This is a genomic window from Victivallis sp. (assembly GCF_048170485.1).
Taxonomy (GTDB): domain Bacteria; phylum Verrucomicrobiota; class Lentisphaeria; order Victivallales; family Victivallaceae; genus Victivallis.
In genome coordinates this window covers 34,347-50,541 of sequence record NZ_DBEXAY010000071.1, presented here as the reverse complement: position 1 = coordinate 50,541, position 16,195 = coordinate 34,347, and the positions used below count along the sequence as shown (strand labels likewise).

15 protein-coding genes are annotated in these 16,195 nt (G+C 60.8%); 3 read left to right on the top strand and 12 right to left on the bottom strand.

The window, feature by feature from the left end:
* Positions 1-131: 131 nt before the first annotated feature.
* Positions 132-773, bottom strand: coding sequence for a GntR family transcriptional regulator (locus ACMLHG_RS03940; RefSeq protein WP_417169629.1), 642 nt, complete (start codon positions 771-773; stop codon positions 132-134).
* Between the two features lie 114 nt (positions 774-887).
* Between ACMLHG_RS03940 and ACMLHG_RS03935 the strand changes: the two genes are divergently transcribed.
* Positions 888-1,772 carry a hypothetical protein gene (locus tag ACMLHG_RS03935; protein ID WP_417169628.1) on the top strand — a complete coding sequence of 295 codons (885 nt, stop codon included), beginning with the start codon at positions 888-890 and terminating at the stop codon, positions 1,770-1,772.
* 2 nt (positions 1,773-1,774) lie between these two features.
* On the opposite strand, the gene ACMLHG_RS03930 is transcribed toward ACMLHG_RS03935, so the two are convergent.
* From ACMLHG_RS03930 to ACMLHG_RS03890, 9 genes are all read right to left on the bottom strand, one after another.
* On the bottom strand, positions 1,775-3,712 hold the full coding sequence (locus tag ACMLHG_RS03930; protein ID WP_417169627.1) for a glycoside hydrolase 5 family protein: 1,938 nt from the start codon (positions 3,710-3,712) through the stop codon (positions 1,775-1,777).
* Between the two features lie 130 nt (positions 3,713-3,842).
* On the bottom strand, positions 3,843-4,703 hold the full coding sequence (locus ACMLHG_RS03925) for an aldo/keto reductase (protein ID WP_417169626.1): 861 nt from the start codon (positions 4,701-4,703) through the stop codon (positions 3,843-3,845).
* The gene (locus ACMLHG_RS03920) at positions 4,700-6,433 is read right to left on the bottom strand and encodes an ABC1 kinase family protein (RefSeq protein WP_295807429.1); all 1,734 of its coding nucleotides are present in this window, start codon (positions 6,431-6,433) and stop codon (positions 4,700-4,702) included. The genes ACMLHG_RS03925 and ACMLHG_RS03920 overlap by 4 nt, the downstream gene beginning before the upstream one ends.
* Before the next feature lie 72 nt (positions 6,434-6,505).
* Positions 6,506-7,093, bottom strand: a complete 588-nt coding sequence (locus ACMLHG_RS03915) for a hypothetical protein (RefSeq protein WP_294435588.1) — start codon at positions 7,091-7,093, stop codon at positions 6,506-6,508.
* 20 nt (positions 7,094-7,113) lie between these two features.
* Positions 7,114-8,922 carry a DNA primase gene (gene dnaG / locus ACMLHG_RS03910; RefSeq protein WP_294435590.1) on the bottom strand — a complete coding sequence of 603 codons (1,809 nt, stop codon included), beginning with the start codon at positions 8,920-8,922 and terminating at the stop codon, positions 7,114-7,116.
* Between the two features lie 2 nt (positions 8,923-8,924).
* A complete protein-coding gene (locus tag ACMLHG_RS03905; RefSeq protein ID WP_417169625.1) occupies positions 8,925-9,683 on the bottom strand; it encodes a tetratricopeptide repeat protein in 759 nt (252 codons plus the stop codon).
* Between the two features lie 7 nt (positions 9,684-9,690).
* Positions 9,691-10,542, bottom strand: coding sequence for a metal ABC transporter permease (locus tag ACMLHG_RS03900; protein WP_417169624.1), 852 nt, complete (start codon positions 10,540-10,542; stop codon positions 9,691-9,693).
* Positions 10,543-11,328 (bottom strand): metal ABC transporter ATP-binding protein, encoded by a 786-nt coding sequence (locus tag ACMLHG_RS03895; protein WP_294435597.1) that lies wholly within the window; start codon positions 11,326-11,328, stop codon positions 10,543-10,545.
* A complete protein-coding gene (locus ACMLHG_RS03890; protein ID WP_417169623.1) occupies positions 11,315-12,274 on the bottom strand; it encodes a metal ABC transporter solute-binding protein, Zn/Mn family in 960 nt (319 codons plus the stop codon). The genes ACMLHG_RS03895 and ACMLHG_RS03890 overlap by 14 nt, the downstream gene beginning before the upstream one ends.
* Before the next feature lie 184 nt (positions 12,275-12,458).
* Between ACMLHG_RS03890 and ACMLHG_RS03885 the strand changes: the two genes are divergently transcribed.
* Both ACMLHG_RS03885 and ACMLHG_RS03880 read left to right on the top strand, forming a co-directional pair.
* Positions 12,459-13,622 (top strand): SDR family oxidoreductase, encoded by a 1,164-nt coding sequence (locus ACMLHG_RS03885; RefSeq protein WP_417169622.1) that lies wholly within the window; start codon positions 12,459-12,461, stop codon positions 13,620-13,622.
* A gap of 52 nt (positions 13,623-13,674) precedes the next feature.
* Complete coding sequence (locus ACMLHG_RS03880) at positions 13,675-14,499, top strand: amidohydrolase family protein (protein ID WP_417169621.1); 825 nt, start codon at positions 13,675-13,677, stop codon at positions 14,497-14,499.
* Here the strand turns inward: ACMLHG_RS03880 and ACMLHG_RS03875 are convergent.
* Positions 14,483-15,229, bottom strand: a complete 747-nt coding sequence (locus ACMLHG_RS03875; RefSeq protein WP_294435605.1) for a sulfite exporter TauE/SafE family protein — start codon at positions 15,227-15,229, stop codon at positions 14,483-14,485. The two genes, ACMLHG_RS03880 and ACMLHG_RS03875, sit on opposite strands and share 17 nt — an antisense overlap.
* A gap of 69 nt (positions 15,230-15,298) precedes the next feature.
* Entirely contained in the window at positions 15,299-16,195 is an 897-nt protein-coding gene (locus ACMLHG_RS03870; RefSeq protein WP_295807414.1) for a phosphoribosylaminoimidazolesuccinocarboxamide synthase, read from the bottom strand.

Genomic DNA, 16,195 nt, shown 5'->3' with positions numbered 1-16,195 from the left:
TCTCTCCTTGTCTTCACAATGGTGACAATGTTGAAAAAAAAGAAACCGTTTCACAATGTTTAATATAACCAGAGAAAACGATTTTTCCATAGGGAAAACACCTTTTTTACCAGATAATTCCTCCCCTTACGTCAGAGCGCCCCGCGCCTCACCACGGAACTCCCGCCCCGAATATGCTCCGCGAGTTTCGTCGCGGCCGGTCCATAGTCACGTTTGAGCAGAAGCTCAAAAAGTTCGAGCCGTTCACGCACCGGGTCAAAATCGTCCCCGGGCGCGGCACTGCAACTGCGCAGGTTGCGGAACGGCGCAGTCCGCCGGATCAGCCGGGCGGCAATTTCGCCGAGACAGCGGTTGGTGCAGTATTCCGTAATCAGGGAGTGGAGGGCGGCGTCCGCGGCGAGCGCGACGGAAATCCGTTCCTCCGGAGCCGCCTCTTCGAGGCGCCGTTTCCAACCGGTCAGCTTCGCCTCGGGAATGCGGGAAATGGCGCTCTCCAGCGCCAGCGGTTCAATCATGGCGCGACAGGCGAACAGCTCCTCGACCGCTTCCGGATCCGGGCGGCAGACCTGGTATCCCCGCCGGGGCAGCGACTCGATCAGCCCCTCCTCCGCCAGACGTCGCAACGCTTCGCGCACCGGAGTCCGGCTGATTCCAAACTCCCGCGAAAGCCCCTCCTCGGTCAGGCGCACGCCGCCATCCAGCCGCCCGTCCATAATCCGCCGGACCAGCTCCAGATAAGCCTGTTCGGCCAGCGATCGTTTCATCAGCCCCATGGGGATCCTCCTTTGCAGCATACAATACCACTTCGACGCGCAAAATGCAACCGAAAGGGTTTACATTACTCCTTAAAGAAAAGAGCTTCCGCGAACATCAACAAAGGAGACGCCATGATAGAATTTCAAGTAAAAGACAAACGTTTCTCCCGCTGCGGCAACCGTCAACTTCCCTGCGGAGCGCGGCCGGTCCTCGAATATGCGGTCCGGGAAACGGTGGAGTTCACCTTCGATTTCGATCTCGATGCGCAGGCGCTTCACACCCTCTCCGGCGACAGTATGCCGCTCCAGTCCGGCGAACCGATGCTGTTCGCGACCGGCATCGGTACCGGCGCGCGCAAACTTCAATTCGAAATCGACACCATGAATCAGAGCTTTCTGGAGAAATGCCGAAGTTTCCATCAGAAACTCTATCTGGAAATCGCGGAAAAAAAGAATGGTTCCGACCGGATTCTGCTTCAGGACTGGATCGAATGCTCGCCTCGCGTCAACGTCTCCGGCACCCCGCCCGAACCGGTCACCAGCTACTACACCGCCGCCGAAGTGGACGCCAGACTCGCGCAGATTTCCGGCGGCGGAGAACCGCCCGACCTGAGCGAATATGCGAAAAAAAGCGAACTGCCGCAGAAACTCTCTCAGCTTGAAAACGATTCCGCATTTCTCAGCGACGCACCCGCCGACGACGCCCTTTACGGCAGGCAGAACGGTCAATGGACCGCTCTGGTCGCCACCGAGGAAAACTACTCCGCCGCAGAAAAAGCCAAGCTGGCAGAACTCCCCTCCGCGGCGGAACTCGATCAGCGGTTCGCCGATCTCGCCACCGGAGAGGTGGATCTTTCCGGCTACTACACCCGCGCGGAGACCGATGCTCTGCTCGCGCAAAAGCCCGACCGCGACGAACTGCCGGAGGTGCCGGACACCTATTCACGCAGTGAAATCGATGCGATGTTCGGCGCCTTCGAACAGGCCGCCGCCGCGGTGATCGGCGAGCCGCAATAACCTCACACGCGTTCCAGCGTCAGGAGTGCGCCGCCGTTGCCGGGCAGGAAAATCCCCTCATCCCGCAGGCAGGTTTCCGGAGAATCCGAACAGCAGTCGGCCATCCGCCAGCCTGCCGCGGGATGCAGCGCCACTTCGCGGGCGTCCGGCGAACAGTTGGTCACCACCGCGTAACAGAGCGAATCCGACGCCGGGTGTTCGCTCAACAGCATCTCCCGGCACTCCGGATGGAGCCGTTCTCCGGCCAGCGCCCCTGCCCCGCAGTAACGGTAGAACTCACAGGCCGGGATCGACTGGAAGGAGCCGGGGATTTCCAGCATCCGCTTTTCCAGCGGCAGCGCGGCCAGGATCACCCGCCCCCCTCCCCGCCGGAACTCCAGGAACGTCCCGCTGTCGTCGAGCGGCTCCGCTCCGCGTGACGCCAGTTTGAACTCGTAGGCGGGAGCAAGCGGCAGCTTCACCCGGGTTCCGCCCAGATTCAAAGCGTATTCCCGGACCGAACTCCCTTTCCGGCGGCTGACGATCTCCGCGCCGAAGAACTCCGCCATCTCCACCGGGCAGGCGTCGCTGTCCAACGTCACGCAGAGCGTCGCCCCGGCCTCGACCCGCCGGGCAAGCTCCCGGAACGCGGCCCGGTTCAATCCCCCCTTCCGCTTCATGCACGGCAGGAAATAACAGGGCGCTTCCGGAATCTCATCCTCACAGAACGCAAATTTCAACGTAAGTCCCGCCTGACGGGCCAGAATGTTGACCGCGTTCACCAGTTCATAATGCTCCTGATCGCGCCCCAGAATGCAGACCGCGGTGTGCGCCGCCGGCGGAAGCGCCTGCACCGGAGCACGTTTCAGAAACTCGCCGAATGCCGCAATCGCCTCTCCGGTCGGATTCAACCGGAGGTCGCCGGTGAGAATGCCGTGCTCCATGCCCGCTTCATCCCAGTCGTAAGGGGGAAACTCCATGCCGGTCTGGTCAAACGCACACCACCACAGCAGAGCCCGCGCATCCGACGCCCACAGCAGCCAGAGTATGTTGCGGAGCTGACGACCCAGCGCCGGGAAATCCGAAAAGGTGCGCCGGAGCGTGCCGATCTCCTCGACAATGCTCGGTTTTCCGCCGATATCGTGGTAAAGCTGATTTTCCGTCGGCGCAAGCATCACCCAGCGAAGTGTGTTCGCAGGATCGCAGTTGACGTAGCTTCGCCACATCTGATACGGATGCGTGGTCAGCACATCGCACAGTTCCGCCTGGTCGGCGATCAGCCATTTGTTCGGCCGGGGCTCCCACTGCCGGTCGTGCAGCTGGAGAGAGTGCATCCCCGAAAAAATCGGCCGTGAGGGATCTGTCTGCCGGATCGACGCGGAGATCTGAGCGGCCCAGTTCCACGCCGCCGCCCGGGTATCGGCCACGGAGAGACAGTTGCTCTCGTTGCCCAGCTCCCAGGCGAGAATGGCAGGATGGTGTTTCATCCGCCCGACGAAATACCGGACAAACCGATTCTGCCAGAAGAGTGACTCCGGATCGGTGAAGGCGTCCAGCCCGTCCACCGCGGGCGGGCAGTAAATCCGGAAGGTCATGTGGCCGTTGATCAGCGGCACGATCAGCTTCATGCCGTGCTTCTGCGCGAGATCAGCCAGCGTCTCGAACCGCTCCATCATCGTCTCATCCACCCCGGCCCGCCCCGCTTCGGTCGCCGGAAGCGGCCGTTCGCCGGTAAAGGCGTACCCGCGCGGATACCCGCCCTTCGCACAATTGCTCCGCAATACCATCACCGGCTGAAAATCCGGCCAGAGCGGAAATACCCGCAACAACCGGCAGCCGATCTTCTCCAATGCAACAAAATCCTGCTCCACCACCACAGCGTCCCACTGCGACCACATCCGTGTCGCGGCATGGCTCGCCCAGTAGTTTACCCCGAGCGTCATCGTCCCTTGTTCCAGCATCTGCACACCCTTTCTTCCGTTTTTTCTAGTATATCCGGGAAACCGTGCAAAACAAGGGGAGCTCTCCGCCTTTATACAGAAAACATTGAAACAAACCCGGGGAAATATGAAAATATTGAAACAGAAGAGTTCAAATCAGCGGAACCGCTTCCGAAACCGCGCGCCGGTCGGGATATTCCCTCCGGAGACGTTCGACATCCTCTTCCGCCATCCGCCAGCCGACGGCACCGACATTTTCCGCCAGGTGAAGAGGATCAGACGCCTTGACAATCGTCACCACGCCCGGCTGGGAAATCAGCCAGTTCAACGCCAGCTGCCGGGGCGTGTGGCCATATCGCGCCGCCAATTCCGTCAGCAGCGGAACCGAGCAATCGACTCCGCGCAACGGCCGCCAGGCGATCACCATGACGCCCGTTTCCTGACAGAAGTCGAGCAGTCCGGAAAGCTCAATTTCGCGGACCTGCAGATTGTAGTGGAGCTGGTTGGCGACGATCGGCACCTCGGAGAGCGCCTGCGCCTGTTTCAGCCGATCGAGGGAAAAATTGCTCACCCCGATGTTCCGCGCCAATCCTTCGCGCTGGAGCCGGTTCATCGCCCGGATCGTCTCCTTCAATGGAATCTCCGGATTCACCTGATGAACCAGATAGAGGTCGAAGGCATCGACGCCCAGCCGGCGCAGGCTTGCCTCCGCCGCGCGCAACGGTCCGTCGCCGCCGAGATGGCTCTTCCAGACCTTGCCGGTGAGAAAGAGCCGGGAGCGCTCCACGCCGCGAATCGCCTCGCCGACCAGCTCCTCGGCATGGCCGCCGGCATACATTTCCGCCGTGTCGATATGGGTCAGACCGGCGTCGAGCGCCCGGCGGATTACGGCGACGTCGCGGGCATCGTCATTCTTCGGGTCGCGTTCCGAAACACCGCCCAGCCGCCAGGTCCCCTGCCCGAGCACGGGCATCGAGAATCCGCCGGCAATCGTTTTCCATGGAACCGTCATCGATTCTTCTCCTCCTCTTCCAGCCGCTTCCGGCGCAACCGCTCCCGGAGAAAGAGCTTCCGTTTCCGGTAGTCATCCAGCAGAACCGCGATGCTCAACAGCCCCGAAATGCAGAATCCGAGCGTGCCGATCACCGGGATCTCCCCCCAGAACGGCGGAATTTTTGCCACAATGATCAGCGCCGACCCGATCAACAGCGCAGAAATCAGCAGAGAACGGGACATCCGCTCCCCGGTCACGTAAAGCGTCTCCTCGATGTCGTTGAGCCGGTGATGTTCCACCCGGAGCGTCAGATCGCCCCGCTCCAGCTTGCCGCCGATGTTCCGGAGCGCCTGCGGCAGATTCTGCAGCGACGTGATGTTTTCGCCGAGCGTATCGAAGAAGCGGCGCACATAGGGGACCGGATTGAGCGCACGCATTTTGAGCTTCTGCACGAACGGCTTGACCATCTCCACAATTCGCAGTTGCGGGTTGAAGGTCCTGCCGAGATGTTCTATGGTGATCAACGCCTTGAACATCATGTAGAGATTGGGCTTGAGCGACAGCTCATACTTGCTGAACATCTCCATAAGCTCTTCGAGGATGTGGGAAACGCTCAGTTTATCCAGCGGCAGATTGATGTTTTCGTCGACGAGGTCGCCGACATCGCGTTCCAACTCCAGCCGGCTTCCGGTAAAGCTGCCGGAAATCGTCATGCGCAGCGCGGTGTCGGTCATCAGAGAGATCTGACCGCGCAGCATGTAGTCGATGATCTTGACGAAATCCTGCCGCTCCTCTTCGCTGACCCGCCCCATCATGCCGAAGTCAATGAAGGCAAACCGGTTTCCTTCCAGCAGAAAAATGTTCCCCGGATGCGGGTCCGCATGGAAAAACCCGTATTCGAAAATCTGGGCCAGCAGGGAGTTGACGCCGAGCTCCGCGATGCGCGGCAGATCATATTTCCGCCGCACCTCCTCTTCGGCCAGCACCTTCGTGGCGGAATCGCCGAACAGACGCTCCATGGTCAGCACCCGCATGGAGGTGTATTCCAGATAGAGGCGCGGAATGACCAGCCCTTCACTGCCGGCCATGTTCCGGGTGAACCGGAGCAGATTGGCCGCTTCGAATTGATAGTTGAGCTCCCGGCGGAGCGAATAGGCGAACTCCTCGACAATCCGCACCGGGCGGAGCCGGGCCAGGGATTCGTTGAAATTCTCCAGCTTCCGGGCGATGTAGAGCATGATCTCCAGATCGGTGGCGATCAGCGCATCAACGCCGGGCCGCCGCACCTTGACCACGACAGCGGTGCCATCCATCAGCGTCGCGGCATGGACCTGCCCGATGCTGGCCGCCGCCAGTGGCTCCGGGGAGAACTCCCGGAAGATCTCCTCCGGTTCCTTCCCCAGCTCTGCGCGGATGGTCTCCCGTGCCTTTTCCACCGGAAAGGGGGAAACCTTTTCGGTCAGCTTCGAAAGTTCGCGCGCATATTCCGGCGTGATGAGATCCGGCCGGGTGGAGAGGATCTGCCCCAGCTTCACAAAGGTGGGGCCCAGCTCCTCAAACAGCATCCGGAGTTTCTCCGGCCGGCTTTTCCCCGTGAGAACATGCTCCTGCCAGAGCCGCTTCTTCAAAGGATGAATATGCTCGGCCAGATCGTGAAATCCATATGCTGCCGTGGTTTCAAGAATGACGAGAAACCGTTTGAATGATTTATAATCGCGGGTAATCTCCGACGGAGCCTTGAATCGCATACCAGCCTCCTCCTCCCTTTACCATACCCCTCCGGACGCGCGGATGCAATCCCATTTCCGGAGAAACCGGCGTTATTTCCCCTCCTTCTCTCGCAAAGCGGCCCGCTGCGGCGACTCCACCGCGATTGCCGCAACCGGACTCTCCGCGCTGACCGAATGCAGATTGAGCACCGCCTTGATGAAGTAGCGCCGCTCCCCCTCCGGAGAAACCACCAGTTTTTCCACGAATGGAAGCTCCTTGGTCACCAGCACATTGTTCCCCGGAACAATCTCCAGCGGGTAACGGGTGGCCGGGCGCTTGACGTCGAAGGAGAGCGGAATCCACAACCCTTCATCCGGCTCGGTGGTTCCCGGCAGCCAGGGCTGGCAGTAGATCAGCAGATTGTCCGGCTCGTTGGCGTACCACTCGACCAGACGGAGCGGGCGGTCGTCGGTGTTCCGGAGCGAGAAGGTCACCCGGCCCGGCCGGCCCGCCGTCAGCGTCCGGCTGCCGACCAGCTGAAGCGAGAGTTTGTAGCGCGCCAGCTGCGGGTACTCCGGCAGTTCGGCGACAACACCGACCCCCAGCTCCTCGCGTTTTTCCACCTCACGGACACATCCGGCGGTCTGCATCAGAACGATACCGGCCGCCGCCAGCAGAAAACAGTGTGAAAGTTTCATAACAAGAATACCTCCCGGAATTATTTTCGATTCAATTCCACCAGCTGCCCCAGAATCGCCGTCCGTTCCTCCGCGGTGGCTGCCTGCCGCAGGCGAAGGGTCAGCGTGCGGCGTTTCTCTTCACGGCGAATCCGGCGCAGCTCCCTGACCGAATCGAGGACCGCCCGGCTGACGTCGGCATACTGGTGATCGCCCACCAGAAGACGGCTGACCGCCGGCGACGGGTGTTCCAGCAGCATGTCGGAAATCGCGCTGCCCGCCTGATCGAACTCTCCATTCAAAGCGGCGTTGACTGCGAGATTGATCGCACGCTCCGGCGGCGATTCTCCGGAGAGCTCTTCCGGCGGCAGAAGTTCTGCGATCTGCCGGGCCGCCTCCTCGTAGTTGACCGCCAGCGCGAGCAATGTGAGCAGCGCGGAGGGGTAACGCTCCTCCACCGGACGGACCGGCGGCTTCGCCTCCTGCTCCTGCCCGGCAAAGCGGCTCCGCCGCTCCTCCTCTCCCCGGAGTTTCCGGCGCACCTGCCGCAATTCCGCCCAGAAGGCGTCTTCGCTCACGCCCAGAGCGGTCGCCGCCTCGCGGACATACAGCTCCAGCTCCACCTGATTGGTCACCTTGCCGAGGAACTCCGCCACCTCGGCGGCGGCCTGCCCCCGGCCGGCGGGCGAACTCATGTCGTACCGTTCCGGCAGCGAGTCGCAGAGCACCTGCAGCCAGGAGACCGCCCCCGCCACCGCCTGCTGAACCGCCTCGGCACCGCCGTTGCGGAACAATTCATCTGGATCCTTTCCGCCCGGAATCCGGATCACCCGGATATCGAACGACATCGGCAGAAGGATCTCCAGATCGCGCCGGATTGCCTTCTGACCGGCCGCATCGGAGTCGAGCGCCAGAAAAATCCGCCCCGCATAGCGGCGCAGAATCCGCCCCTGATTCTCGGTGAAACTGGTTCCCTGCGGCGCCACGGCACACGCAAACCCGGCCCGGTGAAACGCGATCGTGTCAAGCTGCCCTTCGCAGATGATCGCCATATTCTTTTCGCTCATCATCCGGCGCGCGAGCGGCAGAGCGTAAAGGAGATTGCCCTTTTTGAAAATCGGCGTCTCCGTGGTGTTGATGTACTTCCCTCCGGCCGGAGTGGCTTCCAGCGCCCGGGCGCTGAATCCGACCGCCCTGCCCTGTTCATTTTCAATGGTGAAAGTGAGTCGCCCCTTGAAGTGATCGTAACAGCGTCCGGTCTCCGCCTTCCGGCTGACGATGCCGGAATTGACCAGTTCCGCGTCGGTAAACCCGATGCTCCGCCCATAGTTGAGGCAGGCGGTCCAGTCATCGGGACAGGCGCCGATCCGGAACTTCTCGGCCACTTCGGGCGGAATTCCCCGCTTCTGCAAGTAAAGCGCCGCAGGAGAAGCGGGATTCGAAACCAGAACCCGGTGAAAAAATTCCGCAAACGCTTCGTTCACCTGAAACAGCCGCTCCCGTTCGCCGGCCCGGCGCCGCCCCTCCCCCGGATCGCCGCCGGGAGCGTTTTCCGGGATCACCACGCCGACCCGCGACGCGAGCATATGAAGAGCGTCGACAAAACCGACGTTCTCCTTCTCCATGAAGAAGCGGAAGACATCGCCCCCCTTGCCGCATCCGAAACAGTGAAAGGTCTGCCGGGCCGCATCGACATGGAACGACGGCGTCTTCTCCTGATGAAACGGGCACAGCCCCTTGTAGGTGTTGGTTCCGGCCCGCCGGAGCTGCACGAACATGCCGATCAGTTCCACGATGTCGCATCGGGATCTGATGTCTTCGATGATCTCCTTGGATACGCCGAACGCCATGGTCAGTTCATCTGCCGCAGCCGCGCTTCCACGCGGGCGCGGGCGGCGGCATATTCCGGCTTGCCCTGGGTCTGCTTGAGGAAGAACTTGTAGAAGCCGCGGGCATTCGCCTTCGACGAGGTGTAGCGATCCATGAACACCCCCATGTTGTAGAGCATGCCGGGATTGTTCTTCGAATTGCGGCAGGCATCCATGAACGCCCGCTTGGCGGCGTTGAAGTTCCCGGACCGGACATAGGAGATGCCCAGCTGATTGTCCAGCGCCGAATTCTTCGCGAATTCCGGCCTCTGCTTGAGCATCAACAGATAGGGAACCGCCTGCCGGGAACGCATGGCCACCGCGACGTTGCAGAGCGCCACGAGCGTGTTCGTGTCGTCCGGCTTGAGCCGGAGCGCCTGCTCCAGCGCATTCATCGCGTCGGCATAGCGGGCCGGATCAGAGGCATAGAGCCTCCCCAGCGTATACTGTGCGGCAAAACTCTCCGGATTGATCTTCACCGCCTGAAGAGCCGAATCCAGCGCAAGATCACGTTCCCCGCACTTCTCACTGGCCACCGCGCGGAACACCAGCCCGGACACATTGTCCGGCTCGAGCTCCACCGCCCGTCGAGCCTGCTTCAGCGCCTCTTTCCACTCCCCGGAATCAGCATATTCCTTTGCCTTCACCAGACACCCGTCCGCCGTGCGGCTGCCGCACCCGGCAGGAAGCAGACAGATCACCCCCAGAACCGTCGCGGCCAATCCTTTGAAAAACCGTCTCATTTTCGCCTCATCTCCGTTGGTTGCGGCCGCGCCACGCACTCACCGCCAGCCCGGCTACATAAACCACCCCCGCCAGCAATACGATCGCCGGTCCGGAAGGCATCCGGTACCAGTAACTCACCAGCAGGCCGAACGTCACAAAAAGCCAGCTCAACACGGTAGCGAGCACCATCGTCGACCAGAGGTGCCGCGTAAAACACCCCGCCGTCGCCGCCGGCAGCGTCAAAAGCGCAATCACCAGAATGATCCCCACCACGTTGATCAGCAGTACAATTGTCAAAGCCGTCAGCGCCAGCAGCGCCAGATAGAGCAGCTTCACCCGCACGCCGCGCAGCTCCGCAAAGGTTCCGTCAAACGACATCGCCAGAAGGCTGTTGTAGAAAAACAGCGTCGGAATCAACACCACCGCATCCAGCACCAGCGTCATATACACTTCGTGCTGCGACAACAGCAGAATGTTCCCGAACAGATACCCCTGCCAGTCCACATAGCCCGGCGTCCGGTCGAGAAAGAGCAGACCGATCGCCATGCCGAGCGCCCAGACCACATTGATGATCGTGTCTTCACGCTCGCGGGCGCAGATGCTGACCACGCCGACCAGCAGGGCGGACGCCACCGCACCCACAACGGCGCCGAGCGTCGCCGAACACCATCCCCAGAGGCAGACCCGCTGCAGAAAGAGCGCCACGCCGACGCCGCCGAGCGCGGCATGCGCACTGGCTCCGGCGATCGACGAGATCCGGCGGGTCACCACCATCGTACCGATCACGCCGAGCGCAATGCTCGACAGAACCCCGATCAGCAGGGCGTAGCGGAGAAACACCATCTCGGGCAGAAAGAAGTCACGCAACAGTTCCATCTAGTGCGCCTCCTTTCGGCCGCATTCGGCATGTTTGCAGTTGCAGAAACAGTCATGATCGTGTTTGATCAGATTCACTTCGTGATGGTACACCGCGTTGGCGGCGGCGGCGTCGAACCGCCCCGCCTCGTGGACCGTCACCCGACGGTTGACGCAGATCACCAGATCCACCTCACGGTTGACAAACCCGAGATCGTGGGAGACGGTCAGCACCGTCATCCGGCGGCGGAGAATTTCAAGCGTCGCATAGAACTGCTCTTCCGCACCGGGGTCGATATTGGCCGTCGGTTCATCCAGCAGCAGCAGTTCCGGCTGGCAGGCGAGAGCACGGGCGATCAGCACCCGCTGCCGCTGCCCGCCGGAGAGCGCAGCAAAACTGCGCTCCGCCACCTGCGGAATGCCCATCTCCTCCAGCGCGGCACGGGCAATCCGCTTGTCTTCCGCGGAGTAGCGCCCCCAGAATCCGCGACGGAGCCGCCCCATCAGCACCACTTCAAGCGCCGTCACCGGAAACGCTCCGTCAAGTTGATGAAACTGCGGCATATATCCCACCTTGGGGCGCGCCTCCTCCGGAGAAACACCGAAAATCCGAATCTCCCCGCTTTCCGGCGTGAGCAGCCCCAGAAGCAGACCGAGCAATGTGCTCTTCCCTCCGCCGTTGGGGCCGACGATACAGCCGGACTGCCCGCGCCGCACGGTCAGGTTGACCGATTCCAGAACCCGGCGGCCGGGCTCATATCCGAAACAGAGGTTCCGCAGTTCGATGATAGGTTCAACGTCGTTCATCGGCTTCCCGCTTCTCTTTCTGTGCCGCGAATCCATGCTTGAGAACCCGCGTCATCTCCCGGATGTTGGCCGGAAGATCGGCGGCCAGAGGATCCATGCCGACCACTTCGCCGCCGATCGCCTGCGACAGCGCCCGCGCGCTGGCCGGGTTGAACTGCGGCTGAACGAAGATCACCCGTACTCCATGTTCGCGCGCCCGGCGGATGATTCCGGCGAGATGGGCCGGGGTCGCCTCGCGGCCGCCGAGCTCAATCGCGGCCTGCCCGAGCCCGGTCATGTGAGCGAAATAACCGAACGCCGGGTGGTAGACGTAAAACTCTCCGCCCGCATACGGGGTGAGTTCCTGCATCACCTCTTTTTTCAGCGCGGCGAGTTCCCGGGTGAGCGTTTCGCAGTTGGCCCGGTAGACGGCGGCATGGGCCGGATCGAGCGCCGAATATGCTTTTTCAATATTTTCCGCAATCCGGATGGCATTGTCGAGCGAGAGCCAGACATGCGGATCGAGTCCATCCTCGCTGCATGGTTCGCCGGGCCCGTGCGCATGGCCGGCATGCGGATCCTCGTTGTGCGTATGTTCGCAATCGGCGCCGAAGGGAATCCGTTGAATTCCCTCCGACACATCGATCACCTTCACCTTCCCGTTCGCAAGCGGACGCAGAAGCGAGTGTTCAAACGGCATGCGGGTGGTGAGAAACAGCTTCGACGCCGCAGCGGCCCGGATATCGTGCGGACCGGGAGCGTAATCATGCGGACTGCGCCCCTCCGGCAGCACAGACTTCGCGTGGATGAATTCTCCGCCAATCCGGTTGGCCAGGTAGGCGATCGGCGGCAGCCCCGCACTCACGGCAAAACGTTCGCCGGCGGCGGGAGCACTCTCCTCGCCGCAGCCGCAGAGCAGAAGCAGAGCAACGGCCGGCAGCAGGGCAAGGCAACGGAAAAAAGTCATAGTAAAACTCTCCCTCATAATACCAGATGATAATTGAAATAAAATACCCCGGAATGAGAACAATGTCAAGGGTTCACCGGCCGGATGACGCTTTTTTTGCCCAAACTGCTTGCAATTCCATGAAAAAGGTGTATAGTTTACTCCTTGTACATGAATTCGCAAAAAAAACAAAATCAGGTGTCTGATGGAAAAGATTTTTCTGACCGGCATCACCGGTCTGGTCGGCAGTGCATTCGTCGTTGCGCTGCTCCGTGAGCGGCAGGATTACGAAATTGTATGCCTCGCCCGGAAGACAGCAGTCAAGAGCGCGCAGCAGAGAACCGAAGAGATCATCCGCGATGAATGCAAATTCGACGGGTGCCCCGAACTGGCCGACCGGATCCTGAAATCGGTCAAGGTGATCGAAGGAGACGTGACCACCATCGACCCGGAAGAACTTGCGAAGAATCCGCTGCTCTCCGGCACCACGATCATTTTCCACTGCGCCGCCGACGTCAATCTCGGCAAGGACCCCACCGGGCGCACCTATCGGATCAACTACAACGGCACCGTGAACATGGTCAAGTTGGCCCAGCTTCTCAAGGTGAAGGAGTTCCACTATGTCGGAACCGCCTACATCGCCGGGAAACTGGTGGGGACCGCCTTTGAGAACATGCCTATCGACAACGGCTTCAACAATCCGTACGAAGAGAGCAAATTCAAGGCGGAGATGCTGGTCCGCAATTCGGGCATTCCCTTCACGATCTACCGGCCGGCGATCATCACCGGCCGCCGTTCGGACGGCCGGATCCGCAAGCCGCTGGCGTTCTACCGCATTCTTGAATTTCTGGGCAAACTCAAGAGTCATTACTGCACCAAGCACAAGATCGATCACACCGGCTGGGCCAATCTGCAGATCAATTTCGCCGCGGTGCCCTCCGAACATGTCTATTTCGTGCCGATCGACTATGTGCAAGAGGCGATTACCGCCCTCTTCCAGCAGCCGGTCAACAATCAGGCCTACCACATCACCGGTGAAAGCCCGCTTTCGACCCACCAGATTGAAAACTCCATCTGCCGGGTGTTGCGTCTCGACGGAACCACCGTCAACGGCGGTCCGGTCGCGGAAACGATGGACAACAAACTGATGGCCCGCTTCCTCGGCGACCTTTTCCCCTACTTCTCGTCGGATATCATCTTCGACCAGAGCAACGTGCGCAAGGCGCTCGGCGACAAGATCCTCGACTGGGAATACGGGCAGAAGGGGCTGGAGACGCTGATCCGGTCGTTCTACAAGGACTACTTCCCGAACGTCGAATGGCTCCAGACGCTGGCCAATGCGCCGCTGGATCGCGAGCCGCACTGCTGAACATTGAGATAGAACCCGGGCGGGGACCGCAAAAACGGTTCCCGCTTTTTTCATGATGGTCATTGATTTTCACACACACTGCTATCCGCAGAAGGTCGTCGCCAAGGCGCTCAGCGCGGTCCAGGGCCGTCTCAAGCCGGCGACGGACGGCACGCGCGACGGACTGATCGCCTCGATGCACGAAGCAGGAATCGACTATTCTCTTGCCCTGGCGCTGGTGACCAATCCGGCGAACAGCCTCGGTGTGAACCGCTGGGCGGCAGAACAGAACCATGCCCCGGTCTTCTTCACCGGCTCCCTCCATCCTGACGACCCGACGCCGAAAACGACGCTGGATTTCATCGCGAAATCCGGACTGAAAGGAATCAAACTCCACCCGGAGTATCAGCAGTTCGAATTCCGTGAAGAGCGGCTCTTCCCGCTCTGGGAACGGTGCTGTGAACTCGGGCTTTTCGTCGTGACCCATGCCGGGTACGACATCATGTTCCAGCCGCCATGGCACACCGACCCGGAGCGACTGGCGGCATTTCACCGCCGTTTCCCGGAACTGCAACTGGTGCTGGCGCACCTCGGTTCGATGACCTTGTGGGATGATGTGGAGAAATATCTGCTCGGTCTGCCGGTCTATTTCGATCTCGCCTTCGTCACGCCGGACTACATCGAGCCGGAACGACTGGTCCGGATCATCCGCCGCCATGGTGCGGAACGCATTCTCTTCGGCACCGACAGCCCGTGGTGCGACCAGAAAAAACAGCTTGAATTCATCCGCTCCCTGCCGCTGACACCGCAGGAACAGGAGCTGATTTTCTGGAAAAATGCGGCAAAACTGCTGGATCTGCCGCTTTCCACTCCGCAAGCGCTCAGAAGAAGAGCTTGATTGCTGTCAACACGACAAGAACCTGAATGATGTTCTCGAAAAGCTTTTGCGGCATCCTGGAGAGCAGCAGAATTCCGAGCGCGGCACCGATCAGCAGAAACGGAATCATCATGAGGTCGATCTTCAACGCCTCCATCGTAATCCGTCCCTCCCAGAGGAAAATCGGCAGCTTGGTCCAGTTGATGATGAGAAAGAACCAGGCGCTGCACCCCATATACTTCTCCTTGGGCAGCTTCATCGCCAGAAAATAGATCGCCGCCACCGGCCCCGCCGCATTCGCCACCTGCGTGGTGAAGCCGAGCGTCACACCGCAGGCCGCCGCCACTGCCGAACCGGACGGGATCTTCTCCGGCGCCAGCCGGGCGCGCAGCACGTTGAGCGCCGCCAGAATCAGAACAATCGCCCCCAGCAGCGGCCGCATCGCCTCGTCGCTGATGTACCGCAGCGTCCAGGAGCCGAGTGCCAGCCCGGCAAATGCCCACGGCAGCAGCCGGAGAACGATCTTCCAGTCCGCATGGCGGCGATACCAGGCGACCGCCAGAAGATCGGTCATCGCCAGCATAATCAGCTGCAGCCCGGTCGACAAACGAGCCGGAAACGCCATCGTCAACAGCACCACCGGCAGAACGCCGATTCCGGGAATCGCCGTTTTGTTGATTCCGATCAGAACGGCACTGACGATCAGCGTCAGAATCTGGAGAAAAGTAAATTCATTGAAGAGATCCGGCATGCGTCAAAAACTCCTGAAACAGAAAGGGCGGCCGGCCAACGGCCGCCGCCCGAATTCCGACTCTTTCCCTTACAGAGAACGCCCGGTGAGCATCCGGTATGCTTCCAGATACTTCCGGCTGGTCTTTTCGACCACATCGGCGGGAATGACCGGCCCGGGGGCGGTCTTGTTCCAGTCGAGCGTCTCGAGATAGTCGCGCACAAACTGCTTGTCGAGGCTGACCGGACTGGTACCGACACGGTACTGGTCCGCCGGCCAGAAACGGCTCGAATCCGGCGTGAGCACTTCGTCGACCAGAATCACCTTCCCGTCGATTTCGCCGAACTCAAATTTGGTATCGGCGACGATAATGCCCCGCTTTTCCGCATAATCACGCGCCGTGGTGTAGATCTTGAGAGAAAGATCGCGGATTTCCGCCGCCTTCTCCGCACCGATCAGCGCCACAACCTGCTCAAAGGAGATCGCCTCGTCATGCTCGCCCACGGCCGCCTTGCTCGACGGAGTGAAGAGCGGCTCATCCAGCTTCGACGCCTGCTGGTAACCGGGACGGAGCCGGATACCGGAAACGACACCGCTCTTCTGATAGTCCTTCCAGCCGCTGCCGACCAGATAGCCCCGGACGATGCATTCCACCGGAATCACCTTCGCCTTGCGGACAATCATCGACCGCCCCTGCAGGTCCTTGACATAAGCCTTCAGTTCCGGCCGGGTGGTGACATCCGCGGAAATCAGATGGTTCGGCACATCCCGCATCAGGTCGAACCAGAAAAGCGAAATCTGCGTCAGAACCTCGCCCTTGCGCGGCACGCCGTTGGGCATGACCACGTCAAATGCGCTCAGCCGGTCCGTCGCCACAAACAACAACGCATCGCCGAGGTCGTAGACATCGCGCACCTTGCCGCGGTTGACGAGCGGAATCCCCGGCAGTTCCGTCTGCATCAGGGCGCCGTTGGCATCGTACTGCAT